The organism is Arminella tubonensis, assembly GCF_003240585.1.
Classification (GTDB): domain Bacteria; phylum Pseudomonadota; class Alphaproteobacteria; order Rhizobiales; family Rhizobiaceae; genus Rhizobium; species Rhizobium tubonense.
The window spans coordinates 1-16,930 of the sequence record NZ_PCDP01000024.1; the positions used below are offsets into that span (position 1 = coordinate 1).

The following is a 16,930-nucleotide window of genomic DNA, read 5'->3' on the forward strand; positions in this document are numbered from 1 at the left end:
TCATTATCCCGCCTTCCAAGACTGCGGTTCCCAGCCCTCAATCGGTGCTGGCCCCATCTGTTCGCGACCGCCACATCGCCGAAATCGAGACCAAAGGCCGGATGGCATGGCAGAAATCCACCGGCTACAACAAGCGCAGCCGGGTTGAGACCCAGATGGGTCGATGGAAAGCTGTGATCGGACCGAAACTCAAGGCGAGACACTTCGACAATCAGAAGACTGAAGCCAAGATCGGCGTCCGTGTTCTCAACCGGATGACCGAACTCGGTCGTCCCCATTTCAAGCCCGTTGCATGAAATGCGCCGGGGGTAGGGTTATCTCACCCCAAATTTGATCCCTGCAACAGCGCCCGCTCGCAGTTGGTCATTTCCATGCAATTGCAGAAGTTTGTCAGCGGCTGAGTGTAACACTTCCACTCCTAAACCGACGTCGCCTCACGTAGTGCCCAGAAGGCGAAGAGAGGCTTGTCGCCAGACCGCATGGCGTGCCTGATATTCGGTACATTGTAGAACGAACCTCCGACACCTGGCTCAAACCAGCCTCGCCCTTCCTGGAAGAATTCACCATCGGAAAGAACGAGGTAAACCTCCTCGGGAGCATGGTCGTGATCCGGATACCGAACGTTCGGAGCAAGTAGCGTCACGCCCAGCCAGACATCCCGGTGATCCTCGATTCCGCCCGGACCAAGGATCATTGCATTGGCATGACCATCGACGAAATTTTCGCTCGCCGTCAGCTTGTCGTAGGTCGGCCGCCGACGCCATTCCAGGAGTGGTTCGATATCCCTGAACCGGTCCACCGGTGATGTCAGGTTAAGTCGGTGAGTATACAAAGCTTGTTGGATGCCGGACTTCAGATGGCAACGCCTGTGACGGAGTACCAGTGTGCAAATGCGCTTATGCGGTGGAGGCGGATTGCAAGGGCGGTGCGCTTTGACCGAGGCGGCACGAAGAGATTGCGGACCGCGGAGAAAGCTGAGAGGAACCGTTGAAGGCTTCCAGTAGATCGAAATGTTTGCATCACCCGCTCCCGTTTTCGCAGCGGTAGATGCGAGTTTTCCGCTCGATTGTTCAACACTTTGTGAGAACGGTGCTCCAGGGTTGGCATGATCTGGCGTTTTGCGGCGGCGTAGGATCGCAGCTTGTCGGTGATCATCCGCTTTGGCGCTACGCCCTGCTTTTTCAGCAGACGAACAAGCAAGCGTTTGGCAGCCTTTGTATTGCGGCGGTTCTGAACGATTTCATCGAGCACGTAGCCATCCTGATCGACGGCACGCCAGAGCCAGTGTTTCCGGCCGGCGATGGTGATAGCGACTTCGTCCAGGTGCCAAATGTCGGTTGAGCGCGGCTGCTTCCTGCGCAGACGATGAGCATAGTCCGGACCAAACTTCTTGGCCCAACACCGGATCGTCTCGTAAGAAACAACGAACCCGCGCTCCAGCAGCATTTCCTCGACCAGACGCAGGCTGAGCGGAAACCGGAAATAGAGCCAAACCGCATGGGCGATTAGTACCGGTGGAAAGCGGTGACGTTTGTAACTGACGGGCGATCGGGTCATGCTTTCCGGATATCAGGCCGATGCTGACCATGCGTTAACCTGACATCACCCGCTCGATCTCTCCACGCCAGCGAGCCAACTTCGCCGATATCATCTCAACATGCGTGTCCGAAACTCCGTGCCAAACCACACGACGATCAGCATCGACAACGCAGATGTGTGTGGTCTTGAGGCTCACGTCCAATCCGATGTAATATCTCATTGCTGCTCTCCATTGCTCGCAAAGCTAACAGCGACAGAATGCTACTGCCGCCGGGGAGCAGCAACCTCATGTATTGGATGTATGAGATCAACACGGCATTCGATCTGATGCACGGAGGCAAGTCGATCCGTTCGGTGATCGTCTATTGATATCGCCCACGGCAATGAGATAATTGATGATTCTGCCGGCCGCTACTGCGTCAATGTCGGACAGGCTATTTGGTCGAGTTGACCGCTGCCTGGAGCTCTTCAATACTATTCATCACCGCTTCGAAGCCGGGCGGCGTTGCAAAGATCATGGCCGACATTCTGTCGTAGTCGGCGGCAAGTTTCTTGCGCATGGCTGGCGTCGGTATGAGGCGATATGTGCCTGGCACGGCCCGATCGTATCGGTGGTCCGGAGATCGGAACATGAGTTCCTTATGCTGTCGGCACGCCTCTGCGAGTTCACGCATCGAAGCCGTTGCCAGACCGTAGTCCTGGTGTGTCCAAATCTGATGGACGTCGTAATAGTGGCGTGAATACCGATTGAGGTCGGGAATCCTTCTTTCCGGGTCTTCTTCAGCGCTGCGCTTCTCGGTCGTTTCCGTCATCGCGTGCAATATGAGAACCTTTTCCCAAAACGTCCTCTCCGGCTTGACGGTCGTTACGTTGGGAACCGTGAAATCGCTTTCTCCCATTTCTTTAGCAACATAGGCAACAATCGTGCGCGCCTCTGCGGGTAACGGGTCTGGGCGCGCGCCGGCTTCAATGCGGACTGCTGCCTCAACATAGCCCCCGCTCGTGTCGAATACGCTTTTGTATCCGAGCACTAGAACGTCGCGGGCCTCTTTTTTTCGGTAGGCATCGTAACCAAAATTGAGAGAGAAATGCCCAGCTTGGCCGATCGTGGCCTCGACCGCAGCGATTTCTTGGCTAAGGCTCTGCCTGAGGGGTCCAGACATATATTGGCGTGCGGCTTCATCGACCTCTTCCGCCAGTGCCTTTTGCTGCTTGGTCACCGAGGAGAGGGCGGCGATTTCGCTCTCTGTGGGTACTTTCAGATCGGCTTTATAAATGCCGATGTCGATATCTTCGGAGAAGCGATTTATCAGGCCGTAGGCTTTGCTGAGGCTGGTACCTCCCTTGAAGTACAGACCGATCGGATCGTCGGCACGGCCGTTGAATAGGAAGTCGAGGACCCAGCAAACGTATAGGTCCTTTTCGATATTCTCAGCTCGCGTTTGCAGGTCGGAAGCCACCGTTTCGAACAAGGCCCGGCGCTCATCGGCGCTACTGCGAAGCACATTAATGAAGCCCTGGCGCATTTTCTTCCTCTGCGACACGAATGTCGCGCGTTATTGTCTCCACCACGGGATACATCCAGGCAGGAAGCGCGCGAATGTTATCGCGCAGGTCCTCGACGATCGATCGCTTTTGCGAGCTTTGCGCGAGGTGACGGACAACACCATCGACGATGGTCTCGAAATTCGATCGTTCATCTCGAAACCAGGTGAGGGCCTGGACGATCCGCATGGCGGGTCGCCCCGCCCAAAATGCCGTTTTTGCCGCTATTCGCTTGAAATCGAGCCGGTAGATTACCGGCTTCTCTGCTTTCGTATCGCCGGAATTGGCTTCGATCTCAATCGTTCGGGGGTAGGTATCCGCATAGATCGTCGAACGGGCGGGAACAGCTGTCGTCAAACCAAGGTCATTGGCGGCTGTCATTCCGTCGACAAGGACACGCAACTTGTCACGCCGCGCAATTGCATCGATGAATGCGGCGCGCGGCGGGAACACCATTTTTCCAGTCAGCTGGCTGATGCCTGGCTTGTCGTAGAAGCCTCGATATGGGCGCCGGATATCTCCCCGGCTGGTAAGCCTCTGCAGCGCCTTCTCGACGGCGTGGGGTGTTCCGATATCGAGGAAGTCGTCACGCGACCATACGCCCCCGGGGGACGCGGCCGCTATGCGATCGCGAATGCGTTCAAGAGTGTCGGACGTCGGATCAGGCATATCTCTCAACCTTCTGACCGAAGATTATATATAAATATTGGTCAGTAGCAATCCAATCAATCTTACTGACCAAGATTTATATCGAAAGTTTGGTCAGTAGCGGACTAGGACCCACTCGCCGGGTATCGAAGCCAAGTCCTTTCGGCCCAGATGCCGTCGCCCGATCAGGCCGGGCGGATGGCTGCCCTGAAGCCTTGGGTTCAAGTCTTCACCCATGCGGGCTGCCATGCCTGACGCGCTCATCGCTCAGATCTGCACAGAGAGCAGACCCATGACCAGCGGTCCCTTCGAAAAGCTGCTGGTGCAACGCGATCCGCTGCGTACAAGCAGCCGCTCCAACCATTGGCGTTTCCGACCCCGCTCTCTTGTCTGGCATCCCTAATCCAGTCCCGCCCTTGGACGGTCAACCCGCGAGGGGTTCGCTAGCAAGCTGCGCCCTCTTCGCTGCGGCTTCGAGGTGACCGCGGACAGGACCGGATCAAACGGGCGCCATCGAGCGGGGATTGGCCCCGCCAACGGATGGAGCCTCACATGTCCAACGATCTCAGCCTCGCACAGAACCACGCACTCGATCTAGCCCGGACCCTGATGGTCCCGGTCACCCTCTTCGAAATCGATGGCGAGATCGGCATCATGCTTTCCGCCGAGTATGACGGCGATGAGGATGCCATCATCAATGAATATGATCCATTTGCCTACGGATCGGCTCATTGAGCCGATCACCCCTTCGGGGGAACGCGTGCCGCTTGCGCTGATGCGCGCGCAAGGGAGGCTTCGCCGCGAGCTCTTCTCGCAGATCTCGATCGAGACAGCCTTGTCCCTGGGCATGGTGTTCGGCCTGCGGTTGCGGCAGGCCGAAGGCTTTCTGAAATCGATACTGCAATTGATGGGGTTGGCACTCCCTGTCCCCGATCATACCACGCTCAGCCGTCGGGCACGGACGTGGCAATCGCTCAGCAAACGGCCTGATCAGCGGAGCCAACCGGGCGGGCCGGTGCATATTCTTGTCGACAGCACCGGCCTTCAGATCTACGGCGCGGGCCAGTGGCTAAGCCTCCACGTCGCCGAAGCCCCGCCTCATATTCCGACCAGTTCGTCACCTTGAACTTCATCTTGCCGATGTGATAACGGCGGGCGGCATTGTGTTTGAAAGGCACGACTGCGACAGACCGGCTATTGAGATCCCCGCTCGAATAAATCACGACAACTGAATGATCCGTGCACCAAAGCCTTGCGGAACTTCATTGCGTAAGGCCAGCCCACGGAGCGATATAAGCGCTAGTAGAAGTAATATCCCGCAAGGAGCTGCAATAGAGACCCACCCACCACCGAAAACAGGAGCGGTAATACGAGGAATAGGAACAGCAAGAGAAGGACGAAGCGCATCAGACGTCCGCCCGGGGCCGCCCTCACGGGCGAACGGCCAGGAAAAGGAAAAGTCGGTCCCCCGCCTGTTCGACCTGACCGGGAGAGAGCACGCAGAAGCTCCAGCATTTTAGCTCTTCGAATATCAACGGTTGAACCGGCTTCATCGCTGGTCTCAAGCTCAGAGTCGACAGATCTTGCTCTCTCTCGGCGGCCCCATGGCCCTGTGCCTGCTCTCGGAGGGGCCGGTAAAGGAACAGGGCTGCGTGGGGCTTCGAGGGGTGGGGCTGTCTTGGTAGGGCGTGGCTTTGCGGGGACGGGCTGGGGCGCCAGGGGACGCACCGGGTCTCCGAATTTCGCGCCGCATTGCGGGCATCCAGCGGAATTCAACCATTGCCCAGGATTATGGTTCGTACAGAAATAACGGACTTGAGCTTCGTGACAGGCTTCGCATTCCCCTAGAGCTCCGGTCGACGTACCACAATTAGGACAACGCAATATAACGCCGGTCATGATTGAGGCCCTTCGTTAAGTTCATTAAGCGCACTATCGGGCTGTGGCTCCGGATAGACCTCACGGATAACGTCGGTCGGAATATGCAGACGATACACTCGCGGAAGGGCTCCTTCGACAAATTGCGCAATTGTCGGTATGCGCTCGTACGGCCCGAAACTTTCCCGGCTCAAGCGATGCGACAATGCCACGGTGGTCAACAATGGATGATCCCGATACGCAGGGAAAGTCGCGTATCTATCCTCGACATGGTCATGGCCGCGTACCATTCGAGAAACCGGCCGGCCCAGATCCGCGCTCAGCGAACAAAACGCAGCGAAATCTCCGTAACCAAATTGACTGCCACGGGTGAACCGATTGGGAAGCTTCCTGCGTGCCTTCGGGTGAGCCCTGGTCCATACGAAATCCGACAGGCACGGCGGATCGTTCCAATTTCCAGACTCCGCGAGCTGTGGGTGCAGGTCTAGAAGCGGAAAGCCTCCGTGGGCCGCCAATAAGCCGTCGGGAAAAAAGAGAGCGCGTGGGGCGTTTGCAAACAGCCGAACGGCAAGTTTGCCCGTCCGTTCGATCCACTCGTGGGCTAGATTGGCGTTCAGGAATTCCGCAAAGTCTGAGGGACTGACGCGGGAAGCAAACCGAACGCCGTCATAGGATAGAGCCTCGTCGTGATTGCCGGCTAGAACGCAGATACGGTCAGGAGCGTCGACAACCAGTTCGAAGACGCGCAGCAGGACCTCAAGCCCAAACCCCTCATCGTCGAAGAGGTCACCAAGGAAAACAATCCGCGGTTCCGCGCATTTGGCTCGATCCAGCTCTATCGCCGCTAACGCAGCCTCGAGTGCAAGCAGATCGCCGTGCAAGTCGCCAATGAACCACAACGGAACCTCGAGTTCTTCCAAGTCTGAAATTTTTATCACTTTGTCGGTGTGATCGGCTCGATGATTGTCGAACAACATACCAGGTCCATCGGCTTTATCGAGTAAAGCCTCCATCCTTTCCACTGTCGGCCTTATGGTCGAACGCATCAGGGACGGGTTGGCCCGATTTCGAACGGCTTGCCAGTCTAGGTCTTTAACATCCACGACTTGCAGCGGCGCAGGCGAGATCTCTTGCGTAACAAGGTCAGACATTGATGTCGCCTCGTCGGGCGGCACCTCTCCGTTCACTGACGGCACAGCGGCGTCCGATGTATCAAGTACGATATTGTCATGTGGAGAGCTTGGTGGCAGCTCGGACCCTGATGCCATATCGGGCCTATCGGCGATCGCCGAACGCGCTGTCGGCCTTTCTGGCTCATGCGAGATCGGCGAGGCCTCATGATCCAGGGGTTCGCCGGGAAGACTCATTTAAGGGCTCGCACGGTAAGCGGCATTTTGACAATGCCTTTAGCCTGTCGTCCGACGGCGATCTGATCGCCTTCGTTAAGCGGACGAGCGGCCATTAGGGTTGAACCATTCACCAAAGTCTCGTTGGTGGTCCCTGCCATCGGCGATATCGTCCATTGTCCTCCGGCCGTTCGCTCTAGGACACATTGACGGTCGTCCCAAAACTCCCGGTCTGAACCGAATTGCCGCAAGAGGTGTTGGCCAAGGTCTGTATTGACCCCGAGCTGCAATGATTGTCCGTCCGATCCGACAAGCTGAATTCGTTCAGAAGAGAGCACCTGAGTGCGCGGAACGCCGGCTTTATTTGTCGCTCCTCGATCAGATCCGACTTTGGAGATCGCTAATCCTTCGCCCCGCCCGCTGAGAACCGCGCGCAATTCTGCGGCGGTAGGCCTTCCTGAGGGGTCTGGGGAAAGGCATCGATGCAGTAAGCTGCTGACTTCAGCATTGCTTGCGGGTGACGGCATCAAACCGGAAAGTGCCGGAGGTTTGGCGGCATAGTCCTGGACAAGCTTGGCATACTGCGCCGGGTCGTCAGTCCAGTAAGGATGATAGCCTGCCAGAAGCTCGTATAGCATCAAGGCACAGGTGAAGACATCTGACGCGAGGCTTGGAATAGCGCCCCGCAGCATATGTTCGGGAGAGCGATAGTTATCTGTCCCGACATATCCCTGGTGCCCATGCCACGGCGCACGACGGTCGGCCAACAGCGAAAAATCCATGTCGATCAGTTTGATCTGATAGCCTGAACTGATTGATGGATCATTGATCAGATATGCATTCGCCGGCTTCAGGTCGGCATGGACGATCTTGGACTCGTGCAGGGCCGCTATGCCGGTCATAAAGACCTTCGCCCAAGTTACGTGACGAGCCCAGACGATCGGGTCGCGGGTAGCAGCTACCTTAGTGACGCGATGCTGCTCCCGCTCCTGGTCAAGCATTTGCTGCAGGTCGGCGCCATTTTCCACGAACTCGTACGCCTGGAAGTAGCATGGTCCGCCCCAAATCTCCTCGAATGCATCCACCTGGCGCACAGCAAACTGAGCAGCTCGACCGTTTCGGACCCGTGTTCCAAGCTCGTTCTGGTAAGCGACGAACGCCTCGTACCAGACGACCGTCGGCGCGGGAGATTTATACTGTTTCAAAAAAATCTTTTCACCGGACGGCGTCACAGCATCGTAGGATATCGCCATCATTCCAGGCCCGAAGACTTTTGTGACCTGGTATTCGCGGATCCGATCGCCGACCTTCAGCTTCTTTGCCATTGCTGCAAGCCGACTAAAGTGCCACGGTCGCAGCGGACCGTGAAACGCTTGCAGCCAGTTGCTTCAGCGTATTGCGAAAGTTGACGGGATCCGAGGTAAATTTCTGAAGTGCCTGCTGAGCATTCAGGCCTTCGTATTCGACAACTTCCCATTCCGACTTATCGATCTGGCTCAACCGATCATAACTCTCGAAGTTCGGGGCGAAGAGGCTGAGAATGATGCGGTTGGCCATGACCACATTTGCCACGTCCTGCAGCGAGCCGCCCTTGGCTTCCGGGATGCTCATGGTTTCCTTGAAAGACGCATCTGTGAAGACGATAACGACACGGGCGGCATCGCTCCTGTAACGCCATTTGGCCGAATCTTCTGTCTGTGAACCTTTCGGAACGGCCTCCATGGCGGCCACCTGGTACAAGGCGTCAAGAAGCGATTCTGGTTCGTCGCCGCCGCCATTGGCCTGCAGGTTTCCGAGCTGCGCCTTGAGAGCGCCGGCATCACGCACAAAATCGTTGTCTACAATCCAAGACAGACCTTCAGCGCCGGCGGCCTCGATGTCGCGATAGCCGACGACCTTCGCTCGCCAATCTTTGACTGGTGCGGAATTGTTCGCGTCGCCATGGCTCAACGAGTCGATAAAAGCTTCGATGTTGCGGCGGAGCGCATCGATGCAGGGAGCCATGCTTCCGGTGACGTCGATTAGAAATACGATGTCGGCCACCCCCTTGGTTTTGGGGCGATCCTGGACATTTACCGGTGCAGCTTGTTCTGCTCCACCTTCGGGCTGACCAGGCTCCGACGGTTGCTCTGGGGCAGGGGGGGCAGAAGTGGAAGCCTCGACCGGGGGGATACCTCCGGCAACCGAGGGGCTTGCTTTGCCTGTTTCGTCTATTTCGCTCATATCATTTCCCCACATTACTGCACGATAGCAGATCAACCCGCCCGGCAACTGATAACACCGTCGTCGGAGTTATGTTCCCGATGGACGACGGGTGCCATCAGACGCGGTTGCAGATGTAAGGCTTAAGAGTGGACGTGGTCGGTATCACCGGCGACGCCCTCAAAGCTACTCCCGCAAAAAGTCAACTTATTAACGCCAGACTTTCTGGTCGCCGATCTCGCGCTGGTGGAACAAACTTCGTGTGGGCGACATTGCATCGCAGCCAACTTTGGTATTTCTCGCTTAACCAATCGCAGGAATCGTTGGTTGCGAGCCCCCGCAACCAAAGTCCACCAAGATCAGCAGAAAAATCATGCAACCCCCGCCCATAAAGCGGGGTTTTTGCGTTGCCCGGAAATGAACGCCACGCCTAAAGGCATGGACATCGCGGCCATAGGAGCGAGCACCTGGCGCCTGGCCCGATCCTTGCCATCAGGTCGTTCTGAGCGGCGGCCAGAAATTACTTTTCCAGCACATCGAGCGCCTCCATCTATGCCATGATATTGGCGATCGAACCATGGACCTGCAGGGATGCCGGCTGGTGACCGCGTGTCTTGCCGATCACCACGGTCTGGATAAGATCGCGGACGATGGGCATCAGGCGCTGCTTGGCCTGTTCGTCGGCATTGTTGCGGGCGAGGAAGATCAGCTTGCGGATGCTGACTTCGATATTGGCCGGATTGAACTGCTGCCTCACCTTCGCAATCTTCTCCTGAAAATCTTCCGACGGCGCTGCAACGGCCTCCAATTCCAATACCAGCCTCTCTCGGGTGGCTTCCAGCTCGTCGAGTTTAGCAGCCGCCCCCCAGTTCATCGATCGGCAGACGCTTCTTCCGGTTGGTGCAGCTATAGCGGTCCTTGCCGAAGATCGCGTAGGGGCCGCCGCATTCGGCGCATTCCAGCATGCGGCTATGTTCCGGGCGCTGCGTGGCGTTGAGACGGTTGGTCGTGGCGTCTCCGTAGAGTACGCCGATCTCGGTATCACCTGTGCGAACGCGGGCCCAGAGTTCGTCGCTGACGATGCGCATGGCCGGGACTTCGGATGAAACCCATTCGGTGGCATTATTTTGGCGGGCAGTCCGCCGCTCCGTATCCGGGTTCTTGCGGTATTGGCGGCGGTTCCAGACGATCCGCCCGATATAGCTCTCATTGTTGAGAACCCCGGTTCCCCGGCTTTTATGGCCTGAAGATGTGACGGACGATCTCCGCCTTGGCGGGATCAATGTCGCGCAGTCCCCTAACACGGTCGCCGCTGGCATCGCGCTGCTGCGAAAGTGTGTAGCCCGTAGGCTAGGCAGGTCGAGGCCTTGCGCGTCGATGTCTTCATGCCCTCACGGTTTCGGAAGCGAATGGCTTTGGTGCACGGATCATTCAGTTGTCGTGATTTATTCGAGCGGGGATCTCAATAGCCGGTCTGTCGCAGTCATGCCTTTCAAACACAATGCTGCCCGCCGTCATCACATCGGCAAGATGAAGTTCAAGGTGACGAACTGGTCGGAATATGAGGCGGGGCTTCGGCGACGTGGAGGCTTGACCTTGTGGCTGACACCGGAGGCGCTTGCGATGTGGTCAGCTCCAAGACGCAAGACCCGTGGTGGCCAGCCTCGCTTCTCTATTTTAAGCCAAGCTTGAGGTAAAATTACTTTTGGCACGTATGCGCTCAGCTGGCACTATACCTGCCGACGCAAAGGAAGTGCGATATTTGTTGCGATCAGGCAGCTGCAGGCGGCGATGTCTGGCCAAGTCGGTTCTGTCGCAAACTTTCTTGCGGCACGAAAAATCATTCCAAGTGTTCCCCGCAGGGCGTCCTCTGTGGCCAAAATCGAAATTTTTATATTCCAAACCGGTTAAGCCACTTCATTTCGACGACCTGTTCGTCGCTATTGAAAATTAAATTCCACGCTAAAAAAATTTGCGACAGAACCCTCTGGCTCTCGGCGCGAAGGCGTTCACATCAGGATGTCCGCGGCGCCGAGAACGGTTTCGTTTTCGCTCGCTGTACCTGCTCCCTCACAAGCGTAAATCGGCGCGCTCGGCGTGAACGGTCTCGTCCCGTCCTGGAAGTAGGGTGAACTGGAAGACGGCACCTCGCGGTTTGGTAGGAGAACCCCACAACCGTCCGCCATGCGCCTCGATGATCGACCGGCAGATCGCCAGGCCCATGCCCAGGCCGCTGGGCTTGGTCGTGTAGAACGCCTCGAACAGGCGGTCCACATTCTTCGGGTCCAGCCCGGGGCCTGAATCGCGCACGCTGACGAGCACGCCTCCAGTCGCATCCGTCTCGGTGCTGATCCATAGCTCTCGGGTCCCCTCGTCGTTGCTGCTTATGGCTTCGACCGCATTGAGGATCAGGTTAAGGATCACCTGCTGGAGCTGGACGCGATCGCCTTCCACGCATGATTGGCCCGTCGCGAGCTTTGTCTGCTGCGAGATGCCATGTTTCAGAGCTTCGGTGCGGGTTATGGCGATGACGTCGAGGATGGCTTCATGGAGGTCGAACCGCTCCTTGTGTGAGGGCACCCTCTTGATGAGGGCACGGATGCGGCCGATGACGTTACCGGCCAGCCCTGCGTTGTCGATGATGCGGCCGAGGGCTTGCCGGACCTCCTCCAGATCAGGCGGTTGAGCCGCCAGCCAGCGCAAGGCGGCCTGGGCATTGGTCAGGCTCGCGGCGATGGGCTGGTTGACCTCATGCGCTATCGATGCCGCCATCTGCCCCATGGTCGTCACGCGATTCACATGCGCCAGCTGCATCAGCGTCTCGCGTAAGGCCTCTTCCGCTCGCTTGCGCTCGGTAATGTCGTTGTTGGTCTCCAGGATTGCGACAGGATCGCCCACCTCACCCCGTTGCACAGACCACCGACTGGCCACAATTGCCTGCGTGCCGTCTTTCTTCGTGTGGACGAGTTCCCCTTCCCAGCGGCCAGTGCGGAGCAACTCTGCCATGATTACTTCGAGCGGGATCGGAAAGATCGTCTGCAGGAGGTGGTGAGTTATCTTGCCGACAGCGTCCTCTTTCTTCCATCCGTAGAGCTCCGCGGCACCGCTGTTCCAGTAGGTGATGACGTCATTCATGCCGCGCACGAAGATCGTGTCGTGACTGAGGTCGAGAAGAATGGCCTGCTCCCTGAGCACCATTTCTCGTGATTGGCTTTGCACGGCTAGGAAGGCCGCAATGCCGATCGCGGCAAGGCTTAGGAGCCGATTCGATACCGCAACGTCTGGTAACGGACCTTGCACGGCGATAAAATGGCTCAGCACTGCCAGCACCATGCATCCGAGGGCCACGAGAACAACACCGCGCTTCGGAAGAAACCGGGCTGCCAGCAGCGCCACACCCACGTACAGTATGGAGACGGCGGTTTCTCGGATGGTGATCGAGTCGAGAATGAAAACTCCGGCCGCGATGACAGCGGTGATGACCGGAAGAACACGAGACTTGGCGATTGTCGCAAAAGTCGCATGGTCCTGCGCGTGGCTTTGCCCAGTCTGCATGTCACACCTCCCAGGAGACATACCGATGGTCCCAGTGTCGGCAATGGCGTCGGGACCTTTTATTTTGCATGTTTAGCAGGATGACGCACCCGGTTCCAGAGTACAAGCCGCTGAACTCGCACCGCTAGTCACCCTACTGTAGCTCGGCCTTCGCGGATATCGACGGTTCCGGCCGCTTCGGCCGAAAGGAGCCGAGCTGTTAATCTTGAAACGGATCAAACCACGGGGTTGCCGACATAGGTGACACGCCCACCGAAGCATCTGATGCACGGCCGATCCTCGGCTGCCATGGTTAGCCAATCGACCGACATGGTTCATTGCTACGCAAAACTATTATCGGCAACACAATTGGAGCTACACACCTGGCCATCCCTATCCAAAACACGGAGGCCGAATCTCGCGCGCAAGCTTGCCGAAATCGATGGTGCAAGCATCACCGACGAGGTGATTGTCGCCCTGAGAGGGACGATCCACGCGCGCCGCCGGGGGAGGCGCCGAGCAAAACCGCACGCCGTATCTTACACAAGCGCGGCCTCTCTTCCCGGCAGACCGATTTAAGCGGCGAGGACGAATAGTGTTCGTCGATGCGTGCGCCATTGTGTCGGTGATGTCTGGCGACGGCCAGAACACGGGATCGGCAAGCGTTACCTCAGTAATTCCGATCGTTTCCATTGTGGCTATGCCAAGGCTATGCGCGAGCCCCTTCTCACGCGCTCGACCAGTTGCGCGAAAGCCTGCTCCCGTAATCAAAGCCACTTTGGTCGCATACAAGTTTTCCACGGTGAATTCGTCGCGAAAACTATCGACGGCTCGGTTGGTCCCACGCGCACCAATGATGCATCAGCCGCCCGTTTCGCTATGGGGCGCGGCGACAGGTTTCGACTCGGGCGATCCTTTGAAACGCAGGAAGATGGACAGCACGATGAGGACGCCTGTCGACAGAAACTCGCTCTGCCAATTCTGGAAGGACTCGAACCAGAACTGGGCGCTTGCCAGATGGTCAATGACCGAAACCACAGGCTGACCATGCATCATCGCCTCGGCATTTTCGGCTTCCGCGCTATATATAAGATGGAGGATGAAGGTGAAGATGAAGATCAATCCAAGCGCGGTTCCCAGCGAGTACGAGTACGCCGTCTGTACCCACCCATCGACGCGGACAGGCCATCGAGCTTGCGGATCGGAGGCCTTGGTCGCGGAATTTTCGTCCTGATCCGACGGCTCGTCCGGATCCTTGGATTCGGCAGATCCGCGTTGAAACAGGAATGCAGTTAGCATCACATAGGCCGACATCTGCAGGAATTCTGATTCCCAGTTTTCGAAGAGCGAAGAAAGGAAATGGCCCGACTTCACGTATGCCGCTAAGTCGACCTGCGGCGCGCCATGCTCCGCCAGTCTATGGTCGTAGACAGACCATCCGGTTACCAGCATGCCGCCCATAGTCAATAGTGAGAGTGCGGCCAGCACGATTGTCAGACCATTGTCGTGTAGAAACTTCATCGTGTTCTCGGCCTTCTGAATGCGGTTTTTTTCAGAGTTCGATTTCGAAGTTACATATTGTTGGGATGAGGTTGGACAAGGGGAAGGCCGCAATTTATGGCGGCACGTCGTCGGGAGGGAACCAACTCGTCTGCGATGCTCTGATGAGAACCCTGAGAATTGCCCCGGTGAACAGAACCGTCATCCTAAGCAAACTATTTTTGCGAAACAGAAAATATAACAGTAGGTTACACCGATACGGACATCAGACAACCGTCGGAAAGCGCCTGAAAAATCCTCAAATTGACTGGCACGAGATGCAGGTATCGGCGCATTGTTAGGTTAACTGCCAAACGACACCGCTTTAACCATCGCAATGTCTCCGTTTAGGCATTGAACCAGAAATGCGGCGAAGACCCCAGGCGAGCATTCGGTTCAGAATGGCGACGGCAATCGGTGGCCGCTGTCTGCCGAGCACGGAATGAACGAGCGCAAACGCGGCCCGAAGATGCCCTTGCATCTGGCCATCGCCGTTTCGATTAGCGCTCGCTTGACGTAGCCGTTAGAATGCCTGCCATTTCAGCCGACAATCTGTTTGCATGGATGCAACGTGGTCGTCTCTCTGGCAGGATGCTTGGACGATGGGTCGTTTAACTGCGTTCGAGCGCGGCGGAATGACGACCTCCGGAGTCGTCCAAAGGGTCAGGCTGCCACAACGGCGAAGACCTGCTTCGTGTTCCAGCCAGTTCGCCACATTAAACTTCATCTTGGCGATGTGGCGGCGGATGGCGAAGTTATGTTTATTTGGCATCGCAGATCGATCGTGAGGATTTCGATCTGGGCGGCTTAATGCCCACTATTGAATTGTGATCCCTGCACCAATGCCGATCGTCGGGGATATGCCGCGCCTGCTCACCAATCCCTACGCCGACACATAGACGATGCATACGGCAGATGAAAGATCGAGCGTTACGCAGGCCAGTATTTATCGGATCGATAATCTTCTGGAATATCCTCCTGATTCAGCAGGCACTCGGCGACGAATTCGATTTGAATTTCAAGATAGCGAAGTTCAGCTGGCACCGGGACACCAAGTGCCATCTCCCTGACGCGATGCCTGTTTAGGCCAAGGATATCGCGCCGCCGGGAGGCCTCCCGGCGAACCGCCTCAGGCGTTGGCTTTCCGTCTCGTGCCGTGAAATTATAGTCTTTGCTCTTGCCACCTTCGATGACAGTAAATCGCATTGCTAACATCCGATTAGTTTTGACCGTCTGGGGGAACCTGGAGTGGATAGCCTGGTGCCATTGGTCTAGCCTTCCGATATGCGCCGAGAGAACAGCTTCAACGGGACCAGATCGATTTCCACGCTCTGTATCATTGCCACAATCCTCGGCGTTTTTCGTGTCGCACGATATGTGATCCATGGGGGGCGATTGGGTAACGGCCCCCGGGGAGGATGTACCCTGACCATAACCGTACGCTCCGAGGCCTGACTATTGGCCGGGAGGAGGGGATCGGATACCAATGAGGAGGGGATGACCTATACGCAGGTCTAGATGCTTTTTGCGGCATTAGGTAGGAAAACAATCACGAGCCGCCCGGTGAGACACGCGGCCTCGTCCGGCGCGGCTTCGGTTTGCAAACCGAGGCTACCCGGCCGCGCTCCGAAAAGTAGGTCATGCCAGGTCAACGGCGGGACGTCCTTCGGCTAAGGAGAACCGCTTCAGATGCGCCCGGACGGCCGCCATTTCTCAGAGACGATAATTGCCATATTTCCCATGAACGATGAGACGGCCGACCGGTGATGTCAGGTTAAATCCACCGGGTGCATCTTGGGACGGAGCGCTCGGATCAGCCGGTCCACGCCGGCCGCGGCCTTCCAATGGGCGATGGCCCTGAGGCGGTGCAGTTGGAGGGCGACAGCTGAGTGTTTCGAGCGGGGCGGCACGAAGAGATTTCGGACCGCCGAAAAGATCGATACGAAGTGTTGCAATCCGCCTGGCGAGCGAAACCCCTGCATGACCCGCTTTCGTTTTCGCAAAGGCAGGTGCGAGTTCTCGGCGCGATTGTTCAGGCCTCTGTGCGATCGATGTTCGACATCAGGGCGTAACTTGGCGTCGTGCTGCTCCATAGGAGCGAAGTTTATCGGTGACGATACGCTTCGGCAAGCATCCCTGCTTCTTCATCAACCGGACCAAGAGACGCTTGGCGGCCTTGGTGTTTCGGCGCGTCTGCAAGATTTCATCAAGAACGTAGCCGTCCTGATCGACAGCGCGCCACAGCCATTGCTTCTTGCCACAAATCGACACGACCACTTCATCCAGGTGCCTCACATCGCTTGCTCGGCGATTTCCGCGGGAAACGGCCGGCATAGTCCGGGCCGAACCTTCTCGTCCAGGATCGGATCGTCTCATAGGAAACGGCGTTGGTGCACGGATCTGAAGGATTGCGGAACTCGGTCTTTGATGGCGTGATCTAAGCTGCCTTTGCCTTACGGCGAAGGGATTTCGGGCGCGCACAGGCAAGCATGCGGTTGAGGACGGCGCAGCCGATGGCTACCTCCGTCTGCTGAGCGAGAAACGACCGAGCCCGCAGACGCGGTCCGATGATCGATTTGTAGCGTCCGATGGCGGTCTCGACCCGCGCGCGCTTACCGTATCCGGTGGAAGCTTGCCAATTCATCCGGCCGTCTCTGCTGATCGCGGCGATATGCAGATCCCTTTGGCTTGGAGGTTGA

Annotated in this window: 12 protein-coding genes and 7 pseudogenes; 4 read left to right on the forward strand and 15 right to left on the reverse strand. The window is 57.2% G+C overall.

Annotation, left to right across the window (positions count from 1 at the left end; genetic code table 11):
- Positions 1-296, forward strand: a pseudogene (locus tag CPY51_RS32770) (IS5 family transposase); the annotation flags it as partial.
- Positions 297-418: 122 nt separating this feature from the next.
- Here the strand turns inward: CPY51_RS32770 and CPY51_RS07565 are convergent.
- From CPY51_RS07565 to CPY51_RS07580, 4 genes and pseudogenes are all read right to left on the reverse strand, one after another.
- Positions 419-802 (reverse strand): annotated as a pseudogene (locus CPY51_RS07565) (dimethylsulfonioproprionate lyase family protein); the annotation flags it as partial.
- Positions 803-852: 50 nt separating this feature from the next.
- Positions 853-1,557 carry an IS6 family transposase gene (locus CPY51_RS07570; protein WP_111159674.1) on the reverse strand — a complete coding sequence of 235 codons (705 nt, stop codon included), beginning with the start codon at positions 1,555-1,557 and terminating at the stop codon, positions 853-855.
- A gap of 416 nt (positions 1,558-1,973) precedes the next feature.
- Positions 1,974-3,065, reverse strand: a complete 1,092-nt coding sequence (locus CPY51_RS07575) for a nucleotidyl transferase AbiEii/AbiGii toxin family protein (RefSeq protein WP_111159675.1) — start codon at positions 3,063-3,065, stop codon at positions 1,974-1,976.
- The gene (locus CPY51_RS07580) at positions 3,046-3,753 is read right to left on the reverse strand and encodes a DUF6088 family protein (protein WP_111159676.1); all 708 of its coding nucleotides are present in this window, start codon (positions 3,751-3,753) and stop codon (positions 3,046-3,048) included. The genes CPY51_RS07575 and CPY51_RS07580 overlap by 20 nt, the downstream gene beginning before the upstream one ends.
- A gap of 531 nt (positions 3,754-4,284) precedes the next feature.
- Here CPY51_RS07580 and CPY51_RS07585 point away from each other — a divergent pair.
- Together CPY51_RS07585 and CPY51_RS07590 are read left to right on the forward strand one after the other, a co-directional pair.
- Positions 4,285-4,467 carry a hypothetical protein gene (locus tag CPY51_RS07585; protein WP_111159677.1) on the forward strand — a complete coding sequence of 61 codons (183 nt, stop codon included), beginning with the start codon at positions 4,285-4,287 and terminating at the stop codon, positions 4,465-4,467.
- Between the two features lie 40 nt (positions 4,468-4,507).
- A pseudogene (locus CPY51_RS07590) lies at positions 4,508-4,729 on the forward strand (transposase); the annotation flags it as partial.
- Positions 4,730-5,627: 898 nt separating this feature from the next.
- Here CPY51_RS07590 and CPY51_RS07600 read toward each other — a convergent pair.
- From CPY51_RS07600 to CPY51_RS07620, 5 genes are all read right to left on the reverse strand, one after another.
- Positions 5,628-6,761 (reverse strand): metallophosphoesterase, encoded by a 1,134-nt coding sequence (locus CPY51_RS07600; protein ID WP_195909462.1) that lies wholly within the window; start codon positions 6,759-6,761, stop codon positions 5,628-5,630.
- A gap of 212 nt (positions 6,762-6,973) precedes the next feature.
- On the reverse strand, positions 6,974-8,281 hold the full coding sequence (locus tag CPY51_RS07605; RefSeq protein ID WP_111159679.1) for a protein kinase domain-containing protein: 1,308 nt from the start codon (positions 8,279-8,281) through the stop codon (positions 6,974-6,976).
- Positions 8,282-8,294: 13 nt separating this feature from the next.
- The gene (locus tag CPY51_RS07610; RefSeq protein WP_195909463.1) at positions 8,295-9,179 is read right to left on the reverse strand and encodes a vWA domain-containing protein; all 885 of its coding nucleotides are present in this window, start codon (positions 9,177-9,179) and stop codon (positions 8,295-8,297) included.
- Positions 9,180-9,708: 529 nt separating this feature from the next.
- The gene (locus tag CPY51_RS07615; protein WP_111159681.1) at positions 9,709-10,032 is read right to left on the reverse strand and encodes a hypothetical protein; all 324 of its coding nucleotides are present in this window, start codon (positions 10,030-10,032) and stop codon (positions 9,709-9,711) included.
- Positions 10,010-10,441, reverse strand: coding sequence for a recombinase family protein (locus CPY51_RS07620; protein WP_195909464.1), 432 nt, complete (start codon positions 10,439-10,441; stop codon positions 10,010-10,012). The genes CPY51_RS07615 and CPY51_RS07620 overlap by 23 nt, the downstream gene beginning before the upstream one ends.
- A 202-nt stretch (positions 10,442-10,643) precedes the next feature.
- Here CPY51_RS07620 and CPY51_RS07625 point away from each other — a divergent pair.
- Positions 10,644-10,841, forward strand: a pseudogene (locus CPY51_RS07625) (IS5/IS1182 family transposase); the annotation flags it as partial.
- Positions 10,842-11,228: 387 nt separating this feature from the next.
- Here the strand turns inward: CPY51_RS07625 and CPY51_RS07630 are convergent.
- The 6 genes and pseudogenes from CPY51_RS07630 to CPY51_RS07660 form a co-directional block, all read right to left on the reverse strand.
- Positions 11,229-12,734 carry a sensor histidine kinase gene (locus CPY51_RS07630; RefSeq protein WP_111159683.1) on the reverse strand — a complete coding sequence of 502 codons (1,506 nt, stop codon included), beginning with the start codon at positions 12,732-12,734 and terminating at the stop codon, positions 11,229-11,231.
- A gap of 819 nt (positions 12,735-13,553) precedes the next feature.
- Positions 13,554-14,213 carry a DUF6766 family protein gene (locus CPY51_RS07640; RefSeq protein WP_111159684.1) on the reverse strand — a complete coding sequence of 220 codons (660 nt, stop codon included), beginning with the start codon at positions 14,211-14,213 and terminating at the stop codon, positions 13,554-13,556.
- Positions 14,214-14,556: 343 nt separating this feature from the next.
- A pseudogene (locus tag CPY51_RS07645) lies at positions 14,557-14,874 on the reverse strand (hypothetical protein); the annotation flags it as partial.
- Positions 14,875-15,161: 287 nt separating this feature from the next.
- On the reverse strand, positions 15,162-15,437 hold the full coding sequence (locus CPY51_RS07650; protein WP_111159685.1) for a hypothetical protein: 276 nt from the start codon (positions 15,435-15,437) through the stop codon (positions 15,162-15,164).
- A 563-nt stretch (positions 15,438-16,000) separates the two neighbouring features.
- Positions 16,001-16,614, reverse strand: a pseudogene (locus tag CPY51_RS07655) (IS6 family transposase); the annotation flags it as partial.
- Between the two features lie 54 nt (positions 16,615-16,668).
- A pseudogene (locus CPY51_RS07660) lies at positions 16,669-16,930 on the reverse strand (IS5/IS1182 family transposase); the annotation flags it as partial.